This window comes from Ditibartonella choladocola (genome assembly GCF_002007565.1).
In the GTDB taxonomy this organism is placed as follows: Bacteria; Pseudomonadota; Alphaproteobacteria; order Rhizobiales; family Rhizobiaceae; genus Bartonella; species Bartonella choladocola.
On sequence record NZ_CP015625.1, the window covers coordinates 19,087 to 39,571 of the forward strand.

At 42.9% G+C, this 20,485-nt stretch carries 21 protein-coding genes; 14 read left to right on the forward strand and 7 right to left on the reverse strand.

Annotated elements, in window-relative coordinates:
- Positions 1–29: 29 nt before the first annotated feature.
- The 6 genes from argH to BBC0122_RS00120 all read left to right on the forward strand — a co-directional run bounded on the left by argH (position 30) and on the right by BBC0122_RS00120 (position 6,966).
- Positions 30–1,430: an argininosuccinate lyase gene (gene argH, locus BBC0122_RS00095; protein ID WP_077990226.1), complete on the forward strand. Its 1,401-nt coding sequence runs from the start codon at positions 30–32 to the stop codon at positions 1,428–1,430.
- Positions 1,431–1,544: 114 nt separating this feature from the next.
- Positions 1,545–1,733: an LPS translocon maturation chaperone LptM gene (gene lptM, locus BBC0122_RS00100; RefSeq protein WP_077990227.1), complete on the forward strand. Its 189-nt coding sequence runs from the start codon at positions 1,545–1,547 to the stop codon at positions 1,731–1,733.
- Positions 1,734–3,008: a diaminopimelate decarboxylase gene (gene lysA / locus BBC0122_RS00105; protein WP_077990229.1), complete on the forward strand. Its 1,275-nt coding sequence runs from the start codon at positions 1,734–1,736 to the stop codon at positions 3,006–3,008. It abuts the gene before it with no gap.
- A gap of 116 nt (positions 3,009–3,124) precedes the next feature.
- Positions 3,125–5,563: a TIGR02302 family protein gene (locus BBC0122_RS00110; protein ID WP_077990231.1), complete on the forward strand. Its 2,439-nt coding sequence runs from the start codon at positions 3,125–3,127 to the stop codon at positions 5,561–5,563.
- Between the two features lie 666 nt (positions 5,564–6,229).
- Positions 6,230–6,613, forward strand: coding sequence for a CopM family metallochaperone (gene copM, locus BBC0122_RS00115; RefSeq protein WP_077990232.1), 384 nt, complete (start codon positions 6,230–6,232; stop codon positions 6,611–6,613).
- 110 nt (positions 6,614–6,723) lie between these two features.
- Complete coding sequence (locus tag BBC0122_RS00120; protein ID WP_077990234.1) at positions 6,724–6,966, forward strand: hypothetical protein; 243 nt, start codon at positions 6,724–6,726, stop codon at positions 6,964–6,966.
- 11 nt (positions 6,967–6,977) lie between these two features.
- Here BBC0122_RS00120 and cysK read toward each other — a convergent pair whose 3' ends face one another.
- Positions 6,978–7,949, reverse strand: coding sequence for a cysteine synthase A (gene cysK, locus BBC0122_RS00125; protein ID WP_077990236.1), 972 nt, complete (start codon positions 7,947–7,949; stop codon positions 6,978–6,980).
- Between the two features lie 428 nt (positions 7,950–8,377).
- Here cysK and hxsA2 point away from each other — a divergent pair, with 428 nt between their 5' ends.
- The 5 genes from hxsA2 (at position 8,378) to BBC0122_RS00150 (ending at position 12,492) form a co-directional block, all read left to right on the forward strand.
- Positions 8,378–8,677 (forward strand): His-Xaa-Ser repeat protein HxsA2, encoded by a 300-nt coding sequence (gene hxsA2 / locus BBC0122_RS00130; protein ID WP_077990237.1) that lies wholly within the window; start codon positions 8,378–8,380, stop codon positions 8,675–8,677.
- 19 nt (positions 8,678–8,696) lie between these two features.
- Positions 8,697–8,999 carry a His-Xaa-Ser system protein HxsD gene (gene hxsD / locus BBC0122_RS00135; protein ID WP_210188144.1) on the forward strand — a complete coding sequence of 101 codons (303 nt, stop codon included), beginning with the start codon at positions 8,697–8,699 and terminating at the stop codon, positions 8,997–8,999.
- On the forward strand, positions 8,992–10,449 hold the full coding sequence (gene hxsB, locus BBC0122_RS00140) for a His-Xaa-Ser system radical SAM maturase HxsB (protein ID WP_077990239.1): 1,458 nt from the start codon (positions 8,992–8,994) through the stop codon (positions 10,447–10,449). The genes hxsD and hxsB overlap by 8 nt, the downstream gene beginning before the upstream one ends.
- Positions 10,443–11,603: a His-Xaa-Ser system radical SAM maturase HxsC gene (gene hxsC, locus BBC0122_RS00145; RefSeq protein ID WP_077994363.1), complete on the forward strand. Its 1,161-nt coding sequence runs from the start codon at positions 10,443–10,445 to the stop codon at positions 11,601–11,603. The genes hxsB and hxsC overlap by 7 nt, the downstream gene beginning before the upstream one ends.
- A 331-nt stretch (positions 11,604–11,934) precedes the next feature.
- A complete protein-coding gene (locus tag BBC0122_RS00150; protein ID WP_077990240.1) occupies positions 11,935–12,492 on the forward strand; it encodes a hypothetical protein in 558 nt (185 codons plus the stop codon).
- A gap of 258 nt (positions 12,493–12,750) precedes the next feature.
- Here BBC0122_RS00150 and BBC0122_RS00155 read toward each other — a convergent pair whose 3' ends face one another.
- Positions 12,751–13,707, reverse strand: coding sequence for an aldo/keto reductase (locus BBC0122_RS00155; RefSeq protein ID WP_077994365.1), 957 nt, complete (start codon positions 13,705–13,707; stop codon positions 12,751–12,753).
- 235 nt (positions 13,708–13,942) lie between these two features.
- On the opposite strand from BBC0122_RS00155, the gene BBC0122_RS00160 reads away from it, so the two are divergent.
- Positions 13,943–14,272: a hypothetical protein gene (locus BBC0122_RS00160; RefSeq protein WP_225868128.1), complete on the forward strand. Its 330-nt coding sequence runs from the start codon at positions 13,943–13,945 to the stop codon at positions 14,270–14,272.
- Between the two features lie 17 nt (positions 14,273–14,289).
- Positions 14,290–15,057: a class I SAM-dependent methyltransferase gene (locus BBC0122_RS00165; protein WP_077990242.1), complete on the forward strand. Its 768-nt coding sequence runs from the start codon at positions 14,290–14,292 to the stop codon at positions 15,055–15,057.
- 311 nt (positions 15,058–15,368) lie between these two features.
- Here BBC0122_RS00165 and BBC0122_RS00170 read toward each other — a convergent pair whose 3' ends face one another.
- Both BBC0122_RS00170 and BBC0122_RS00175 read right to left on the reverse strand, forming a co-directional pair.
- On the reverse strand, positions 15,369–15,824 hold the full coding sequence (locus BBC0122_RS00170) for a Crp/Fnr family transcriptional regulator (protein ID WP_077990244.1): 456 nt from the start codon (positions 15,822–15,824) through the stop codon (positions 15,369–15,371).
- A gap of 112 nt (positions 15,825–15,936) precedes the next feature.
- Complete coding sequence (locus tag BBC0122_RS00175) at positions 15,937–16,620, reverse strand: response regulator transcription factor (protein ID WP_077990245.1); 684 nt, start codon at positions 16,618–16,620, stop codon at positions 15,937–15,939.
- A 74-nt stretch (positions 16,621–16,694) separates the two neighbouring features.
- On the opposite strand from BBC0122_RS00175, the gene BBC0122_RS00180 reads away from it, so the two are divergent.
- Positions 16,695–17,339 carry a L,D-transpeptidase family protein gene (locus BBC0122_RS00180; RefSeq protein ID WP_149866619.1) on the forward strand — a complete coding sequence of 215 codons (645 nt, stop codon included), beginning with the start codon at positions 16,695–16,697 and terminating at the stop codon, positions 17,337–17,339.
- A gap of 667 nt (positions 17,340–18,006) precedes the next feature.
- Here the strand turns inward: BBC0122_RS00180 and BBC0122_RS00185 are convergent.
- The 3 genes from BBC0122_RS00185 to BBC0122_RS00195 all read right to left on the reverse strand — a co-directional run bounded on the left by BBC0122_RS00185 (position 18,007) and on the right by BBC0122_RS00195 (position 20,388).
- The gene (locus BBC0122_RS00185) at positions 18,007–18,963 is read right to left on the reverse strand and encodes an acetyl-CoA carboxylase carboxyltransferase subunit alpha (RefSeq protein ID WP_077990247.1); all 957 of its coding nucleotides are present in this window, start codon (positions 18,961–18,963) and stop codon (positions 18,007–18,009) included.
- Between the two features lie 97 nt (positions 18,964–19,060).
- Positions 19,061–19,999: a site-specific tyrosine recombinase XerD gene (locus tag BBC0122_RS00190; protein ID WP_077990248.1), complete on the reverse strand. Its 939-nt coding sequence runs from the start codon at positions 19,997–19,999 to the stop codon at positions 19,061–19,063.
- The gene (locus BBC0122_RS00195; RefSeq protein WP_077990250.1) at positions 19,996–20,388 is read right to left on the reverse strand and encodes a hypothetical protein; all 393 of its coding nucleotides are present in this window, start codon (positions 20,386–20,388) and stop codon (positions 19,996–19,998) included. Before BBC0122_RS00195 ends, BBC0122_RS00190 begins: the two co-directional genes overlap by 4 nt.
- Positions 20,389–20,485 lie beyond the last annotated feature (97 nt).

Sequence of the window (20,485 nt, forward strand, 5' to 3'; positions counted from 1 at the left end):
TTTCTTCCTTTCGATGGGGGCTAACATATATGAACAACAGTGGATCAAGCAACCAGATGTGGGGTGGTCGTTTTGCCTCAGGACCGGCGGCCATTATGGAAGAGATTAACGCTTCGATCGGTTTTGATAAAAAACTCTATAAAGAAGATATTAAAGGTTCGTCGGCACACGCCGCTATGTTGGCAGCTCAAGGTATTATATCGGCTGCCGATTATGACGAGATCGAAAAAGGCTTGAAAACCATTCTCGCCGAAATCGAGAGCGGCAAATTTGTCTTTTCGCGCAAACTTGAAGATATTCATATGAATATTGAAGCCCGCCTTGCAGAATTGATTGGTTCGGCTGCCGGAAGGCTTCACACGGCCCGTTCGAGAAACGATCAGGTTGCTTTGGATTTCCGGCTCTGGGTCAGGGAAGAAACCGATAAAACAATACAGTCTATCAGACATCTGATTGAAACATTGCTTGGTCGTGCCGATCAGGAAGTTGAAACACTTATGCCGGGCTTTACGCATTTGCAGGTTGCCCAGCCTATTACCCTTGGCCATCATTTAATGGCCTATGTTGAAATGTTCGGCCGCGATTTGTCGCGTATGCATGATGCACGTGAAAGGATGAACGAATCACCTTTGGGAGCAGCCGCCCTTGCCGGTACGAGCTTTCCCACCGATCGTTTCATGACTGCAAAGGCTTTGGGTTTCAGAGAGCCGACAAGAAATTCGATTGACAGTGTGTCCGATCGTGATTTTGCACTCGAATTTTTAAGTGCAACGGCCATATGCGCCACCCATCTTTCGCGCCTTGCCGAAGAGATTGTTATCTGGTCAACGGCACAATTCAACTTTATCCATTTGCCTGATTCTTTTTCGACCGGTTCATCCATTATGCCGCAAAAGAAAAATCCGGATGCGGCAGAACTTGTCCGCGCAAAGACCGGACGGATCAACGGGTCACTAATTGCTTTATTGACCATTATGAAAGGTCTGCCGCTTGCCTATTCAAAAGATATGCAGGAAGACAAAGAACAGGTTTTTGATGCCGCCCAATCGTTGGAACTATCGCTTGCTGCAATGGCAGGTATGATTGGCGATCTCGAGATCAATCGCGACGTTATGAAAAAAGCTGCCGGTTCGGGTTATTCGACTGCAACCGATCTTGCTGACTGGCTTGTTAGAAAATTGGGTCTGCCATTTCGTGAAGCGCATCATATTACCGGTCACGCGGTCGCTCTGGCAGAAAAGAAAAAATGTAATCTTTCCGATCTTACTTTGGAAGATTTGAAAACTGTTTACCCTGATATTACAGAAGATGTTTTTGATGTCTTGAGTGTTGAAAAGTCGGTTCAAAGTCGCAAAAGTTATGGTGGTACCGCCCCACAAGAAGTGCGTCGCCAAATCGACTATTGGAAAAAACGCCTTGCCAAAGCCTGAATTTGAACGCTACACAAAGAATAGATTGAATAGGAATAGATTTGAAATAGTTCGCAACGAGCGTAACGCTTGCTATTTTTGAATGGGACAAGCTTTTTGGAAAGAGACGCGATCATGAAAAAAACTCTGGCCGGTTTGATGATTGTCACAATCTGTGGCGTGGCTTTGGCCGGTTGCGGGCGTAAAGGTCCGCTTGAACCGCCGCCGTCCACGATGATTGAGGACTCTAACGGCAAAATGGTTCAAAAACCGAAAGTAGAAAAACCGTTTATTCTTGATCCATTGATTAAGCAGAGGCACTAAATGCAGCTTTTTCAATATCGTAATGGCTTTCTACATGCAGAAAATGTAGCAATTGCCGATATAGCAAAAAAAATTCCAACCCCGTTTTATTGCTATTCGGCAACAGCCATTGTGAACCAGTTCGAGCAGTATCGTCATGCCTTTGCCGACACCAATGCACTTGTCGCCTTTGCACTGAAAGCCAATTCCAATCAGGCAGTTTTAAGCCTGCTTGCAAAACAAGGCGCCGGTGCAGATGTTGTATCGGGCGGAGAAATGCGACGCGCACTCAAAGCCGGTATTCCTGCCGACAAGATAGTCTATTCCGGTGTTGGCAAAACTGTTGAAGAAATCGACTTTGCTCTTGGTCATGATATCCATTGTTTCAATGCCGAATCAGAACCGGAATTGCAGCAATTATCCGCGCGTGCTGTTGCACTGGGTAAAAAGGCACGCGTGTCTTTGCGCATCAATCCCAATGTTGATGCCAAAACACATCGAAAAATAGCAACCGGAAAGTCTGAAAACAAATTCGGCATTCCTATTGCAGTAGCACGTGACGTTTACGAACAGGCAGCAAAACTCCCCGGTCTTGATGTCCATGGAGTGGATGTTCACATCGGCAGCCAGATTTGCGAGTTGCAGCCCTTTGAGGATGCTTTTTCACTCGTTGCCGATTTTGTTCATGTCCTGCGCGACGAGGGGCACGATATTCGCCATGTTGATGTCGGCGGCGGGCTTGGCATTGTTTTTCGCAATGATAATACGCCTCCACCTTCCCCTGCCGAATATGCAAATGTTGTCAAAAAACATTTTGCGCCTCTTAATGTCGAGATCATTATGGAACCGGGACGTAATATCATCGGTAATGCGGGCATTCTGGTTACATCCATCATCTATATAAAACATGGAGCCGGAAAAAATTTCGTTATTGTCGATGCCGGGATGAATGATCTTATCCGACCGACTTTATATGATGCATGGCACGACATTGTGCCTGTAAAAGAGCCAAAGCAGAGTGATAAGCCGATGATGGCCGATATTGTCGGTCCGGTTTGCGAGACGGGTGACTATATGGGGCTTGGGAGGTTTCTTCCCTCGCCAAAAGCCGGTGACCTGCTGGCGGTCTGTAGCGCAGGGGCTTATGGTGCCGTTATGGCAAGCACCTATAATACACGGCTGTTGGTACCGGAAGTGTTGGTGAGTGATAGTCGTTTTGATATTATTCGCCCGCGTATTTCATATGAAGAGCTGATAGAATTCGATCGTGTCCCTGAATGGGTAGAAAATTCCTGATGTCGAAACGGCCGGTTTTCAGGTAAAATCGGCCGAACATTCTGGCAAAGGGATTCGCCTTTGCCGGTTTCATTGTTATGATATGCAAAATCAACTCGAAGGAAAGAACATAAATTTTGCTCAATCATGAACACCCTTTCCGGTTCCGGTTATCGGCACTTGCCAGAGCAAGAGCTGCCGCTTGGTGTGTTCTGACATTCGAGCGCCTGTGGCCACGTGTCATTACATGCGTTCTCGTCTTGTTGATGTTGCTGTCACTCACATGGTTCGGCGTTTTCAACTATCTTTCCTATTGGCCACATGTGATCGTGCTTTGGGCATTGCTTTTTATAGCAATCGGTTCGCTGCTTTTTATATCCGGTTTCCATTTTCCTTCGCGACACGACATCGACCGCCGGATTGAACAAGCAAGCGGCCTGAAAAACCGGCCACTCGAAACGCTGTATGATAAGCCGGTCAATGATGACAACAATGCTTTTGCCAAAGCTCTTTGGGCCGAACATCAACGCCGTATGGCCGGTGAGCTGCAAAACCTGAAAACAGGCGTTCCCGAAACCGGTATGACGCGGTCTGATCCCCTGGCATTGCGGGCGCTGGTGGTGTTGTTCACAGTAACAGCTTTTGCCTATTCTTCAGGCACGTCAGGCGGAAGGATTGCTGATCTTTTTGATTTTTCGCGGCCGGTCAATTTGTCTAGAATGCGGGTAGATGCCTGGGTTACCCCGCCAGCCTATACCGGTAAAGCACCTCTTTATCTCACCGAAAGCAACCTTCAGGGCGCAAAAATTCCGGAAGGAAGCAAAGTGACTATCCGGTTGGTTGATGGTGGCGACGCAACATTGAAATTGCATGATAAACAAACCGGAAAGACAGAAAATATTGGCGCTCTTGAAGAGCATGATACGACCAAAACCAATAGCCGGACATTCGAGACAATTTTGCTCTCGTCGAGTGAATTGACATTAAAAACCCGCCATTATGAAAAGAACTGGAATTTTGATGTTGTGGTTGATCGTGCACCGACAATCAGACTGACCAAGGAACCGGGGCGCATTCTCAACGGATCGCTGGAACTCAATTATGCGCTTGATGATGATTATGGTGTCGAGAAAGCTTACGTAGAAATCACCCCGACATCGTCTGTTAAGGAAACCGGACTTCCTCTTTATGATGCTCCTGATATAAAATTGCTGATTCCGCGTGGCGGAAAAGGGGATGCGCGTACAGTGCAAGATGTCAGTATCCATCCTTGGGCAGGTTCGGAAGTGCGTTTGACACTGGTTGCAGAAGATGGCGCCGGTCATCAGGGAAGAAGTGAAACCCGAACCATCACATTGCCGCAAAGAAATTTCGGCAATCCGCTTGCGCGAGCCGTGGTTGAACAACGTCGCCTGCTGGCTCTTAATACACTTTCGCGCGATCGGGTTCTTGATATGTTGTCGGCTTTAACGTTGCGGCCGGAAGAAACAATCAATAATTATACCCATTATTTGGCATTGCGTAGCATATGGACACGACTTCGTCTGGCAGAAACCGATGAAGATCTGAAAAATGTAGCCGATTTTATGTGGCAGACAGCCATCGGTATCGAGGGAGACAATGTCAATCAGGCTGAAAAAAACTTGAAAGCAGCCGAAGCGGCATTGCGTGACGCTTTGAGAAATGGCGCTTCGCCTGAAGAAATCGAACGTTTGACAGAGGCTTTGCGTCAGGCGATGAATGACTATATTGCCGCACTTGCCGAACAGCAACAAAACGATGGCCTTGGCCAAAAGCCTTCCGAAAAGGCACAAAATCTTTCACCTGATGAACTTGCCGAAAAACTGAAACAACTTGAAGATACGGCAAAATTGGGCAACCACACAGCCGCTGAACAGCTTTTGAACGAACTTGAGCAACTCATGGATAATCTTCAAGTAAGTCGTGGCGGATCGGGGGAAGAGGGAAGCCAAACAAGCGAAATGCAAAAGCAGCTTGACAAGCTTGGCGATTTGATGCGCAAGCAGCAAGAGACTTTAAACGACACCCATAAACTTGAGGACGAACGCGAGCGCGGAGAAAAGACCCCTGAAGAATATCGAAAAGATCTTGATGATTTGAAAAGGCGGCAAGACGAACTCCAGCAGGAATTAAAAAAATTCGATAAGGATTTAACTGATAAAGGCTTGAAATCGGGACAAGGCCTGAAGGATGCCGAAAATAAAATGGATAAATCCGGTCAAGCCCTTCAGCAGGGAGATGCCGGTGGCTCGGCAGACCAACAGTCAAAAGCATTGGATGCAATGCGTGATGGCGCAAGCAAGCTGATGAAAGAAATGCAGGAAGCCATGAAAAAAAATGGCAATGATGGTAAAAATGGTGACGGGCTTTCAAAAGATCCACTCGGGCGCAAACTCGGCTCGGCGGGCCATCAGACGGAAAAAAATGGTATTCCGCAAGAAAGCGATATGCAACGTGCACGCCGCATCCTCGATGAAATCCGCAAAAAATTAGGTCAGTCTGCATTACCCGATAGCGAGAAAGAATATCTCGAACGATTGTTGAAGTTCGATTGATATTGATAATGACGACGTCAATATTCCGGCAGATTATCTGTCGGCAGTTTGTTTTTTGAATGCCGGAATTGCTGCCGCTTTTACAGGCCGGAGAGTCTGAAACTTTCTTTTGCTCCATCAATAATGGAAATTGCGCCGATAACGAAAATTGCCGCGCTAATGGAAATTGCCTCTCTAGTGCAAATGGCTATATGTCATCTCGGATGTATCTTCTTCCGGCATCCGGTTATCGACATTTATCAGTATAATAAAACCCGTCTTTTGTGTTCATTATTATCAAATTTAGTATAAGTATTGTTAAATAAATATTGGCCGGATTGTAAAAATTCGGGATTCTTTTCTCGTTTAATAAATCGGTAAAAGGTGGGCTTTTACTCTATTCACAGCGGACGGATTAGCGTTGCCGCAGCGCGAAAAATTTTAATGGATAATTTTATAATTATTATAACCGATTGTTATTATTGATATATAATTTTCTCTAACACTTTCTTGGACAGTCTGTTTCTATCCATTGAGTTGAAGCATTTAGCCGGTCACGCAGTTGTTACAAAAAATGAAACAAAATTAGTTTTTTTTAAGAAATAATGAATTAGATCAATTTTATTCTTTATTCATGGAACTATATTGGATTTGACACGTTATATCGACTGTGAAAAGGAATGAGATATGAAAAAAATTATTGCAGCCTTATGTATTTCTTGTGCTTCTATCGGTTATTCGGCAGCGCAAAATGTCAATCAGAATATCGTTGATAAAGCACAAGGGGCAGCATCGGCTGTTTCTCAAACTTTGTCTGCATCTTCAACGGCTTTGGATAAAGTCAATGAATCCATGATGAAGAATATGTCGGTCAAAATGAGCGGCAATGCTGATGTCGATTTTATCAAAATGATGCTGGCTCACCATAAAGGGGCTGTCGACATGGCGGAAGTCGAATTGCAATACGGCAAGGATCCGGAAGCCAGAAAATTGGCCGAAACAATTATCTCTGCACAGCAAAAAGAAATCACTGAAATGCAGGATTGGCTCAAAAAACACGACAGCCAATAAGTTTTCCAGATATTTTATACATCTTTTTACATGAATAAGCCCGTTGCTGAAAAGGCTTAGTTTCATTGGGGTAGTTTATTCAGCTTTCTCGATCATGAAGGGTAATTATCATGGAAATTGATGACGGCGATTTTTTGTCAAGTTTTGAGACCGATGAAACGGGTTTTTTTGAGACCGATGAAACGGGTTTGAGTTATCCTCCACGTGTGAGGGAAAGTGGAAGAGAAATCCGTCCGAGACGTGCCCGGACGGCTAATCGCGTTATTTCCACTTCTTCGCCGAACTCATTCATTGCCCATCATAATGGTACTGTTAACGGTCGACGCCGCCTGAAGTCGGCACGGGAAATTTGACTTTCAGATGATTAATCCAGACCTTCAAAAAGCAGGGTAGACAAATATCTTTCTGCAAAATCGGGAATAATGATAACGATGTTTTTTCCCTCGTTTTCCGGACGTTTGCCCACCTCGATGGCGGCAGTCAATGCTGCACCGGCCGAAATACCGACGGGAATTCCTTCCAGATGAGCAAGATCGCGTGAATTCTTGAAAGCATCATCACTTGAAACGGTAATAACTTCGTCAATTATTTCGGTGTTGAGTATCTTCGGTATAAAACCCGCGCCGATGCCTTGAATTTTATGTGGGCCAGGTTGTCCACCCGATAAAACCGGAGAATCTTTCGGTTCGACAGCAACGATTTTAAAATCGGGCTTACGTTTCTTTATCACTTCACCAATACCGGTAATAGTGCCGCCCGTACCGAAACCGGCTACCAGAAAATCGACATTGCCATTGGTGTCGTTCCAGATTTCCTCGGCTGTGGTCTGACGGTGAATTTCCGGATTTGCCGGATTTTCAAACTGTTGGGGAATAATAGCATCGGGATTTTCGGCGGCCAGCTCTTCGGCTTTGGCTATCGCACCTTTCATTCCTTTTGCGCCTTCGGTCAATACCAGTTCGGCGCCAAGAAACTTCAGCAATTTACGCCTCTCGACAGACATGGTTTCAGGCATTGTCAAAATCAGCTTGTAACCTTTGGCAGCAGCAACAAAAGCAAGCGCAATACCGGTATTGCCGGATGTGGGTTCTATCAGCACTGTTTTGCCGGGTTTAGCTTTTCCTTGTTTTTCCAATGATTCAATCAAAGCCAAACCAATACGATCCTTGACACTTGCCAAAGGATTGAAAAATTCGAGCTTTGCCAGAAGGTTGGCTTTTACGCCTTTATTTTTGGCAAAATGGTCTATGCGGACGAGCGGCGTGTTTCCGATCGTATCCAAAACAGAATTATAAATGATGCCGCGCCCTTTTTTCTCCGAATGTTTATCCGTCATGACCGATCTCCCTGAAGATATTTAAGATGACAAATCCGCAAACCGCCGGAATGGCTGCGGCAATTCTTGATTATCAGGATAAAGGCAAAATTTAGAATGATATAGCTAAAAAATATTGTTCAATTCAAAAAAATAAAATTTTTTTCTAATGTATAAGCAATCGATGAAAACGCATACCGAATAAAAAGGAAGTTCGTTCTTGCTGCAAGAACTTCCTCTTACCTGTCGGTTCATGAATGGAAGCTATTAATAGCGGCTTGCCTGATCGAGTATTTCAATATCTTCATTGTTCAGATTGATTGTCACTGCTTTCACAAGACTGGAAAGCTGGTCAATCTTGGTAGCACTGGCAACATTAATAAATAAATTGACAATATCTCATATTTAGAATAACTCAAAAGAATAAATATGTTTGTGAGGGGGATCTCATGAAAAAAAGGCTTTTTTTTGCATCTATAGCTGCTTTAACTGCTGGCCTGACCGGCGGGGATGCGACAGCTTCTACGAATATCAATACCAAAGTTGAATCTGTTTCAGAGACTGGAATTAACAATGGTCTTACATCTAAAACCATGATGATTTCTAACGGAAATGATCCTTTTTCTTTTATTCTGAAAACTTCAGCTCCGGCAAATGCTATGGATTATCATATGTCACATATCTCACATAGCTCCCATAGCTCGCATAGTTCTCACGCCTCTCATAGTTCACATTATTCAGGTTATTAATAACCAGGTTATTAATAATATGTCTAACAGAGTGATATTAGAGTTTGATTGTGTAGTTTATAGTTCCACTGCAATCCAAAAGGCTGCATATAGAGCTATGAATTTTATGCTCGTGCACATTGATCTAAATGAAGAGAAAATTATTTGCATTTGTGAGCCTACATCTGACGCTGATAATGACCAATTCGAGAAAGCAATACAAGAATTTAAAAAAGACGTATTGGACTATAGCTTACGTGAAAAAATTCGAGATGAAACTACTCCGATACGGAATTTAATATTAGGTATTGCTTTTTCAAAAACAGGTGCGGGAAGTGAGTAAATTTAAAAGTATTGATTCCTATATTCCAAAAAAAGAATATGAACTTTTACCATTTAAATTTGATCATTTTGACGATAAGCGTTGTATCATTACAAATATGGTCGGAGAATACCTATTATTAAATAATAATGATTTATATAGTCTAATAAATAAAAAAATTTCGTCTGATAGTTCTATATTTTCTTCATTACGTAGTAAGCACTTTATTCGTTATGAAGGTGAAAATTCACCTTTAGAACTTTTAGCTTTAAAATATAGGACTAGGCTTTCTAAGCTGGTTAACTTTACTAATTTACATGTTTTTGTAGTTACATTACGGTGTGATCATAGTTGTCCTTATTGTCAAGTATCACGGCAATCAGAAGATAAAAATCAATTTGATATGACGTATGAGATGGCTGACAAAGCATTAGATTTTGTTTTTAAATCGCCAAATCCAGCCATTAAGATTGAATTTCAGGGCGGCGAACCGTTATTAAATTTCCCAATGGTTCAATATATTGTTGAACAGGCAGAATTTCGGAATAAATCGGAAAACCGTAATTTACAGTTTGTTATTGCTACTACACTTTCGTTATTGACGGATGAAATCCTTGAATTTTGTCGTGACCACTCTGTTATGTTGTCCTCATCTCTAGATGGCCCTCAAGATTTGCATAATGCAAATCGTCCAAGACCCTCAAAAAATAGCCATCAGCTATTTGAAGACGGATTAAATAAAGCGAGAGCAGTTTTGGGTTATGACCGAGTATCAGCGTTAATGACAACAACAGACAAGAGCCTATCCCGTGTTCGTGATATAATAGATGAATACGTTAGACTTGGATTTAACAGCGTTTTTTTACGCGCACTCTCGCCTTATGGTTTTGCGATCAAAACAAAACGTTACATGATGTATGACGTAGATCGCTGGCTGAAATTTTTTAAAGAGGGTTTGGATTATATTATATTTTTGAATAAGTCAGGCATTCCTTTTGTCGAGGTTTATTCGGCTTTGATATTAAAAAAGATGCTAACATCTGACGATCCAGGCTTTGTCGATTTAATGAATCCTGCTGGAGCAGGTATAGCCGCGATTGTTTTTAACTATGATGGTTATGTCTATGCCTCAGATGAAAGTCGCATGTTAGCCGAGATGGGCGATTTTAAATTTAGATTAGGGAATATATTAACGCAATCTTATGAGGATATTATCTTTTCGGATCAACTTCTCGATGCTTTGGAAGACTCATTTACGCTCAGTGTTCCAATGTGCTCTGATTGTGCCTTTGAACCATATTGCGGTGCAGAACCTGTCTTTCATTATGCCGTCTATAAAGACATGGTTGGACGAAAACCTGAATCTGCTTTTTGTAAAAAAAATATGTCGATTTATAAGCACTTAATAACACTGATGGAGAACGACGAAGAAACGAAAAGTATATTTCTTAGATGGGCAACTCAATGTTAAAGTTATTTGGAAATATAAAAAATCATATTTTTGATGACAATTTGTTTGTGAATCCAATTAAAATTTCAACTAACGCGAATTTACCAAACGTTTTAAAAAATAAATATGCCTATTTAATTAATGATAATAATTACAGTGAGGGGTTTTTTCATTATATAGTTTTTAATGATTTTTTTGAAAAAAATAAAGAAATTTTAGATACAAAAAGTTACTCTATAATTCCTGACGATTTTAAATATTTATCCAACGATGATATCGTAAGTATTAATCCGAATCAGAACAAAATAAGAGTTCTTTTTAGATCACATTCAAATTTTAATAGTATATTAGTCACAGAACAATGTAATCATTATTGTTTAATGTGCTCCCAACCGCCGAAGCCGAAAGACGATTCATATCTTCTGGACGAAATCGAAAATTTAATACCTTTGATACCAAGGTATACAAAGGAAATCGGGTTTACGGGAGGAGAACCTACTACGAATCGTGATCGATTTTTGAAAATACTCCGGCTAACTAAAAGCTATCTACCAGAAACGAGTATTCACATATTATCAAACGGCAGGAGTTTTCGGGATTTCCATTTTGCAAAAAGTTATGCAGATCTAGAACTTACTGATAGTATGGTGGGTATCCCTCTTTATTCTGATGACCCGAGTTTGCATAATTATATTGTGCAGTCGGATAATGCTTTTGATGAAACTGTACAGGGCATAATAAATTTAAAAAAGTTAAACCAAAAGGTTGAAATTAGAATCGTACTCCACCGGTTATCTGTAAAACGTTTAATTCAGTTATGCGAATTTATAGGTAGAAATTTGCTTTTCGTGGACCATGTGGCTCTTATGGGGCTTGAAATAATGGGTTTTACTCGAGCGAATTTACAAGAGTTATGGATAGACCCGTTTGATTATAAAGATAAATTAAGCCAAGCGACATCCATTTTAAAATCGTATGGTCTAAATGCCTCTATATACAACCATCAACTATGTGTTGTGAACGAAAATGTTTGGCCGTTTTGCCGCCAATCCATTAGCGACTGGAAAAATGAATTTGCAATTGAATGTCAAACATGCACCAAGCGTTGTGATTGTGGCGGTTTTTTTTCTTCGGGCCTATTATATAAACACAGCGACCACTTACATCCGTTGTAAGGAAGTTGATATGAGAGGAAATTTTTCTCAAATCGCAATTAATGGCAGGATCGAAAATAATAAAAGCGAAGAGTAAAATGCATTTAATGGATTTATATAATCGTATTATTTAATTCCATAACTTAAAACTTGGGTGCCGCATATTTTGACCATTGATACGACTATAGCCGCTGCATCATATCCGGTGCAGTTTCCTGTAAAACTGCATATGGCTTCAGAAACACTAACATTGGCGCATTGGCTTCGATTACCTCCTAAAGCTAAGCATATACCTACGCCTAGGTCGTTATCTCCTATTCCGGTACAGTCGTAGCTGGCTCTCCCCCCTGAAATGCAAAAAGCTTCGCCTAAGCTCATCAGGCTGTTACATAGAAATGATGAACCTGTTGAAGCCGTTCCAGCAGCACAGATGCCTGCTCCCAAGCTCATCTCGCTGTTACATAGAAATGATGAACCTGTTGAAGCTGTTCCAGCAGCACAGATACCGGCTCCCAAGCTCATCAGGCTGTTACATAGAAATGATGAACCTGTTGAAGCCGTTCCAGCAGCACAGATGCCGGCTCCCAAGCTCATCTCGCTGTTACATAGAAATGATGAACGCGTTGAAGCCGTTCCAGCAGCACAGATGCCGGCTCCCAAGCTCATCTCGCTGTTACATAGATATGATGAACCTGTTGAAGCTGTTCCAGCAATGCAAACTGCTTCTCCGGAAAAATTTCCTGAGCGTAGAAATATGGGCATGAGCATTTGCGAAATTTTACAAAAGTTTCGAATTTCGTTGTATGTTTGGCCAATAGAAAGAGAAGGGAAAGCAAGTAATATAAATAAAGCAATAGGAAAAATTTTTTTCATACGGGCTAGCTTTTTTACAGTTCATGGGCATGAGTAGTTTAAATCTTGTTCAGTTTCCATGATAGTCGTTTTCTTCAGATGCGTTATAGTCCGAACAATTTTTTCACGTTCCCGCTTGCTTGTTATCATGAAAAAGGAAAATTTAGAATGATATAGCTAAAAAATATTGTTCAATTCAAAAAATAAAATTTTTTCTAATGTATAAGCAATTAATGAAAACGCATACCGAATAAAAAGGAAGTTCGTGCTTGCTGCAAGAACTTCCTCTTACTTGTCGGTTCATGAATGGAAGCTATTAATAGCGGCTTGCCTGATCGAGTATTTCAATATCTTCATTGTTCAGATTGATTGTCACTGCTTTCACAAGACTGGAAAGCTGGTCAATCTTGGTAGCACTGGCAATTGGTGCGGTTACTGCCGGTTTGGCGATAAGCCAGGCAAGGGCAATTTCAGCCTGTTTGGCGTTATGCTTTTCACTGATTGTATCAAGAGCGTCCAAAATCCGCATTCCGCGGGGGTTCAAATATTTTTCGACTCTTGAACCACGTTTATGACCGGCAAGATCTTCTTTCGAGCGATATTTACCGGAAAGGAATCCTGAAGCGAGACTATAATAGGTAATGACTCCGAGACCATATTTTCGAGCAGTATCGGCAAGCGACCCCTCGAATGTGTTGCGATCATACAAATTATATTCGGGCTGGAGCGTTTGATAAGAGGGGAGATTGTTATTTTTAGCGACGATCATTGCTTGTTCTAGCTGTTCTGCCGTTATGTTTGAACAGCCAATTGCGCGAATTTTTCCCGCTTTCAGCAATTTGCTATAAGCTTCCAGTGTTTCTTCAAAAGGGGTTTCCGGGTCAAACCAGTGTGATTGATAAAGATCGATAAACTCGACATGCAAACGACGAAGAGAATCCTCGACAGCCTGTTCGATCCAGCGCGCGGAAAGACCTTTGTGACCGGCTATCCCCATATCCGAGCCGACCTTGGTGAAAATATAGAATTTGTCTCGCTTGGACGGATTTTGTTTCAACCAGTTGCCGATAATGGTTTCGGATTCGCCCCCTTTATTTCCTTCAACCCATGTTGAGTAGGCATCGGCTGTATCAATCGCATTAAGTCCGCTTTCCGAAATCGCATCAAGCATTTTAAAGGATTGTTTTTCGTCCAGCGTCCAGCCGAAGACATTGCACCCGAAAACCAGAGGTACAATATTGAAACCGGTATTACCCAAAGCACGATATTTCATGGAGTGTCCTTTCAACGGTTCTCTGCCGGCAAGAAACGTATTGTCTATTGGCAAAAGAGATTGTTCGAGCCTAACCACTTTTCCACTCCGGAGAAAGCGTCTCACAGGGTTTTGATAATTTCATGCTTTTGTCAGATTTTAACCGTAAATTAACGAATATTTTTATTTTGAGGGAAAAGTTTGTTATTGTCATTTTTGGACAATGCACGAATATCGAATGAATGGATTATAATTCATGGTCAGTTTGAATCGTTTTATATCAGCCAAAACATTATTTCTGCCATGTTTTCTGATGCTTACGGGATGTGCTACCCAAGCGACTGCATGGACTGAAAAAATTACGACCCAGAAGGTGGAATTGCCGACAGAATGTGCCGGTTGGCAAAAAATCAATGTAAAGACGAGAACGCGTTATTATATGATGAAAGACGACCAACGTGCGCTTGTTGATATTGATGCACATAATTTGCGGGGAAAAAATCTTGGTTGTTGGGATAGGAATGTGCAGTCCGCACAACCGGTCCAGTCACAGGCGCCGGTTTCTGCACCGGCCGATATACAGTGAGAGAATAAGGATCCTATTTGGATATACTGACATTCAGATCCTTTTATCAGACAGTGCTTGGTGAAAAAGTTTTTTCAACCATTACAAATAAGCTCGCCCTAAAAAATTGTGATGTCGCCGGTGAACGGGTTTTGGGACTCGGATATGTAACGCCCTATCTTGAACAATTGAAAGATCGCGCCGAAAGATGTTTTGCTTTCATGCCTGCCCATCAAGGGGCATGTGTCTGGCCATCGGCAGACAAAGTCGCAACCGCATTGGTATTTGAAGAGGATTTACCATTATCGGATTCCGCAGTTGACCGCATTATTTTGATCCATTCGCTGGAATTTGCTGAAAATGCGCGCGAAATGCTTAGCGAAATGTGGCGTGTGCTTGCTCCGAATGGCCGTATCATTATCGTTGTACCCAACCGGCGGGGCCTCTGGGCGCGCAATGACCATACGCCTTTTGGCAGTGGCCAACCTTATAGCCGCCAACAATTGTTACAATTATTGCATGAAACCAATTTCAGCGTCGTCAAAATCGGTGAAGCACTTTATTTTTCACCTTCCGGTGGTGCTTTGGCACGCGGTTTTTCCGCGGTTTACGAGCCTCTGGCGCGGAGCTTTTTTCCTTATTTTGGCGGTATTATTGTTTGCGAGGCTCAAAAACGCTTATTTCAGGGATTGTTGGTCCATCGTCGCCAGTCACGTCGGGTATTTGTACCGGCTTTATCTCCGCAAATCACCAATCGCAAATCATTTCGTGCTGCCGATATTATACGGAATGATTCTGCTAACTGAGCCATTCGAGTGCGTCACTGCAAAATGGATTCATTAAAACTGGATTGATTTTGCTTTCCCATATAATCCTCGACTTTTTACGCCGCTACTTTTGTGATATTCCGCAGATTAAAAGCTTGAACTTTTGAAAATCAGGGGCGGCGGCCAAAATGGTCAATAAGCAAAGCCCCGTCGATTTGATAGAAAAAGGCCGTAAACTGTTCGGGAGTGGCTTTTTCAGGGATTATTTTTTCGGGGATTATATAGAGTTCGTTGCAAAGCAAGAAAAGAAATGAACGGGGAAACAAACAGGATAATCGCAGCAACTCTGTTCAGTTTTTTTTCAAATCGGTGAGATGGTTGATATTGCTTGCAAGCTCGCGCATACGCTCGCTTACATAGTCATATATATGTTGGGTAATCTCAGGAAATTCATTTATCAGCTTCAGGAATACGATACGATTTATTTTCAGTGTTTTTGTATTGCTTTGCGCTATTGCGGTGAACGGCCGGTTGACTTTCGTGATTAAAGCAAGCTCGTTAAGCAGGGCATTTTTGTTGATGATGTCAATTGGCTGGTTGGGTTGGCTATTTTGCCGATAAAGATTGACCGTTCCGGAAAGAACGACATAGGCGCTTTCAGCGGGCTGTCCTTCTGTGAAAATAATCTCTCCGGTGGCAAATTCCTTTCGTTCTGCTCCAAAAATCAACAAACGCAATTGTTCAGTCGTCATTTTGCTGAAAAAATCGAATTTTTCCAATAAAGCAATGTCGTCGGTAATCGCCAACGAAAACTCCCTATTTTTATGAATTGACGATTTATTTCGGCCAATTCATTGCGTCACGTTTCGTAAGTGCCGGTTTTGGCAAATAAAGTTATATGTCTATTTTGCCAAAACGTTACGGATTTAATCTATAGCCACCGCTATCAGTTATCAATATCTGCGCATTTGCGGGATCTTTTTCGATTTTTTGCCGGAGGCGATAAACATGGGTTTCCAACGTATGCGTTGTTACACCCGAATTATATCCCCACACCTCTTCCAGAAGCGTGTCACGGCTTACAACATTGTCACCGGCACGATAGAGGAATTTGATAATGGCAGCTTCTTTTTCAGTTAGCCGTATTTTGCTTCCCTTATCGTCGATAAGCAGTTTTTGCCCCGGTTTGAAAGTGTAAGGCCCCACTTGAAATGTTGCGTCTTCGCTTTGTTCATGTTGGCGCAACTGGGCGCGAATGCGGGCAAGAAGAACCGCAAAACGGAAAGGTTTTGTTACATAATCATTAGCACCGGCTTCAAGGCCGAGAATGGTATCCGAATCGGTATCATGGCCGGTCAACATGATGATAGGTGCACGGAATCCTTCCTGACGCAATTTTTTTACCGCTTCACGCCCGTCGAGATCAGGCAGACCAATATCCATAATAATCAGGTCTACATTCTCGTTTCTGGCGGTTTCGAGACCCTTTGCAGCCGTACTTTCCTGAAGAACATTGAATTCTTCATGCATTTGTAGTTGCTCTACCAGAATAGAGCGCAGATCCTCGTCATCATCTACAATCAAAAGGGTGCGATCGGTCATTTTCAGTCCTTATAAAAAACGCTTTCACGCGTTATGTAATAATTGCAGTCAACAATCACGAAAAACTGAACGTCATGCAAGTGTCTTTCATCAGAAATTCGTTAAAAACACCAAAAATTGTTCCTTTTATCGTTGTGCGCAAGAAATGCGGTACAACAACAAAAGGGATCTTGGCAATTGGTCAATACCGTTTTCCTTGTGCATTGGGAAGAAGCGGGTTTACTGCAAGGAAGCGGGAAGGCGATGGTGCAACGCCTGTTGCTGTTATGCCGATTCTTGGCGGTTTCAGGAAAAGCGGTTTTGTCAGCCTACCACATCATCCGATGAAGCTCCACCGTATAAAACCTTCCGATGGCTGGTGCGATGAGCCATGGGACGCAAATTATAATCGTCCTGTCAGATTGCCTTACAGAAATAGCGCAGAAAAACTCTTTCGTGATGATAAGCTCTACGATATTGCACTGATACCGGATTGGAATATCCGTTGCCGGATACAAAAACGTGGTAGCGCTATTTTTTTTCATCTCGCACACCCTGAATACAAACCGACCGAGGGTTGTATAGCTGTTTCAAAACGCACAATGGAACGGATTTTACCCTTTGTTTCACGTCAAACCAGAATAATGACATTGGGCACATTAACTCGGTCAAAACCGGCCGGCCTGTTTAAGAAAAAACATGCGCAGTGTTTGAAAAAAAGCATGCGCGGTAGGGAATAGGTAAGTCCTTTATTCCGTCAGGAAAAACAAAACTGTTTGTTGCGGGAATTTATGAAAGTAAAACTTCCGGATAGGTTCGCTATTTTGTTGTTCGGTTGGAAAACGGCAATATGAACAGGGTGGAAACGGTTTGAACATCTATTTGAACATACCGTTTGAACCTACCATTTGAGCACACCAATTGATCTATTCACGATCGGGGTTTCGTGAACTTCTACTGAATGGTGATCCCGATCGGCTTGTAACCGGAAGAATTTTATAAGCTTGTTGAATGCGATAAGCCTAAAATTCATCGGCTATCCGGCAGTCGACCAATCGGGGTGGTCGCCGGCATTTTAAATATTTCAACCGCTTTGTTGAAGAAATGCCAATATGTTTCCGGCATTCTTCTTCTATTTTTAAAAATTGGACGAGAATAATTGAGGGAGTCGATAACAGGCGCTTTTCAATTATCAGGAATGATCGGAAATTTTATCGAACATTGAAACAGCGCGATATAAATAATGCTCAGGTCAAACATAAAATCATTGAAACAGATGTTTTCACGTGAAACAAAATATATCACGTGAAATAAAATATAAGTGTCTCTTATAAACGGCTATGTCGACAATTGTAGACGAGCTTCCGCAATCCAGTGTTTCGATGGTTACAACCATGAACGTCCGGATTATGAAAGGGAGCGTCCGATTTCGAGATATTTATCCCAACGTTCTCTTTTCAATGTCTCGCCATCTTTTCCGGCCATGCCCTTCAAAGCAGCTTCGATCACTTGGCCAGTTGCATCAATGGCTTCTTTTTTATTGCGATGCGCGCCACCCAGAGGTTCGGGAATAATACCGTCGATGATTTTCAGTTTATAAAGATCCTGAGCTGTAATATGCATTGAAGTTGCGGCATCTTTTGCTCGCGTTGCATCACGCCATAATATAGAAGCAGCCCCTTCGGGAGAGATGACAGAATAGATAGCGTGTTCAAGCATATAGACCTTGTTGGCTGCGGCAATAGCAATAGCCCCGCCTGAGCCACCTTCGCCAATAATGACAGAAACAACAGGGACTTTTAATCGTAACGTTTCGGCGGTTGACTGTGCGATAGCCTCTGCCTGTCCGCGTTCTTCAGCGCTTACACCCGGATAGGCACCGGCTGTATCAACCAGAGTAATGACCGGAAGCGAGAAACGGTCGGCCAGTTCCATAATTCTTACGGCCTTGCGGTATCCCTCCGGACGGGCCGAACCGAAATTATAGCGTAGTCGTGATTGGGTATCGTACCCCTTTTCCTGTCCGAGATAGGCAATCGCCTGTCCATTGAAACGGGCAAAACCCGCCTGAATGGCTTCATCCTCGCCATATTTGCGGTCACCGGCCAAGGGTGTTACGTCGGTAAAGAGTGCGGCTGAATAATCAAGAAAATGCGGCCTGTCGGGATGACGTGCAACCTGGGCCTTCTGCCAGGGAGTGAGTTTTTTATAAAGATCACGCAAGGCCGTTTGCGAGCGTTCTTCAAGACGGGATATTTCGTCGCCCATGTCGACGCTACCTTTTTCCTGGGCAATTTTTTTCAGTTCAAAGATTTGCCCTTCCAGATCAGCAACCGGCTTTTCGAAATCAAGATAATTATACATCGGCTCCAACTTTTATCGTGTTACTCGGCTTTTATCATACCATTTGACGGCTTATTTCAAGCTTTCACGCTGTCTTATAAATAATATATCATTTTCTTTACTCTGCATGAGAGCGCTCGGCAAGCGGGTGATGCTCATTTACAAGACTTTGCAGCTTTTCTTCCAGAACATGGGTATAGATTTGTGTTGTTGATATATCGGAATGGCCGAGCAACTGTTGAACAACGCGCAAATCTGCACCATGTTGCAACAAATGGCTTGCAAAAGCATGGCGAATAACGTGCGGTGAAACATTATGGGCGCTGATTCCGGCTTCAACGGCAAGCGCTTTCAATTCGCGTGCGACAAGTTGGCGCGCGATATAGCCCTGATCGGCATGGGCAGGAAAAAGATAGGGACTGGTGCTGCCTGAGGTTTTATCACGTAACTCCAGCCATTGACTGACGGCTTCTTTGGCTTTTTGCGAAAGTGGCACCAGCCGGTCTTTGGAACCTTTCCCGCGAACCGGCAAAAAATCCGGCGCTCCACGAACAATACGAACCGGCAGGCTCACAAGTTCGCTAATGCGCAAGCCCGTTGCATAAAGCAATTCGACAATTGCATGAAGACGCATAGCCCTTTTATGTTCAGCCGGTGATACATCTTCACGTTTGGCATTTGCTTCGGCGAGATCAAGCAGGTTACTAACCTGTTTCTCGCTGATGATTTTCGGCAAATTCGCGCGCTTTTTCGGGGTATCAATGTCGCTTGAAGGATCATCATTGCGCAATCCTTCCGCATAAAGAAATTGGAAAAACTGGCGTAAAGTCGATAAACGCCGTGCTTGCGACGTTGCGGCAAAGCCGTCATGTTGCATAGACGCCAATATTTTGGCGAGCTCATCCCCGCTTGTTTCCAACAGCGTTGTTTTGAACGCCGCCAGTTCTTCATTTGCCCAAAAAAGATCACGGCGATAGGCTTCAAGAGTATTTTTTGAAGCACCACGTTCGGCACTCATCATTTCAAGAAAATTGTCGATTGTTGCTGCAAGATTCATTTGTTGCCGCCATTCCTTTGTGCGGGCGAGCCGCCTTCCGACATGTCCGGCTTCTGCTCTTTCCGCTCGCCAGACTCTTGGCTGTGCCGGTTTTCGGAGATTGAAGAATTATCATCTTTCCCGCTGTCTGTCTGGCCACCCGCTTCATCTTTCGGCAGCGGTTTGCCATCGGGCATTTGCTGCATATCAGTGTCATTATTTGTCGGCATTTTCTGTTCTGTCGTTGGGGAGATAGACGCACGATCACGCAAATGCAGGTTTTCCGGTTGAATTTCGATTGTTATATCGGTGGTTACCGGTTTTACGAGATAAACAAGCCCGACCATTGCACCGTAAATCAGCGCAACCAATATGACGAGGGCGAGTAACAAACGGGTAAGAGTCGGCATGGCAAGAGAAAATTATCCAAAATCGAAAAGGTTATAAACACTATCATGCCTTATAAAGATTAACAGGGATTGACTTATTCTGCGATAAATGTCGAAA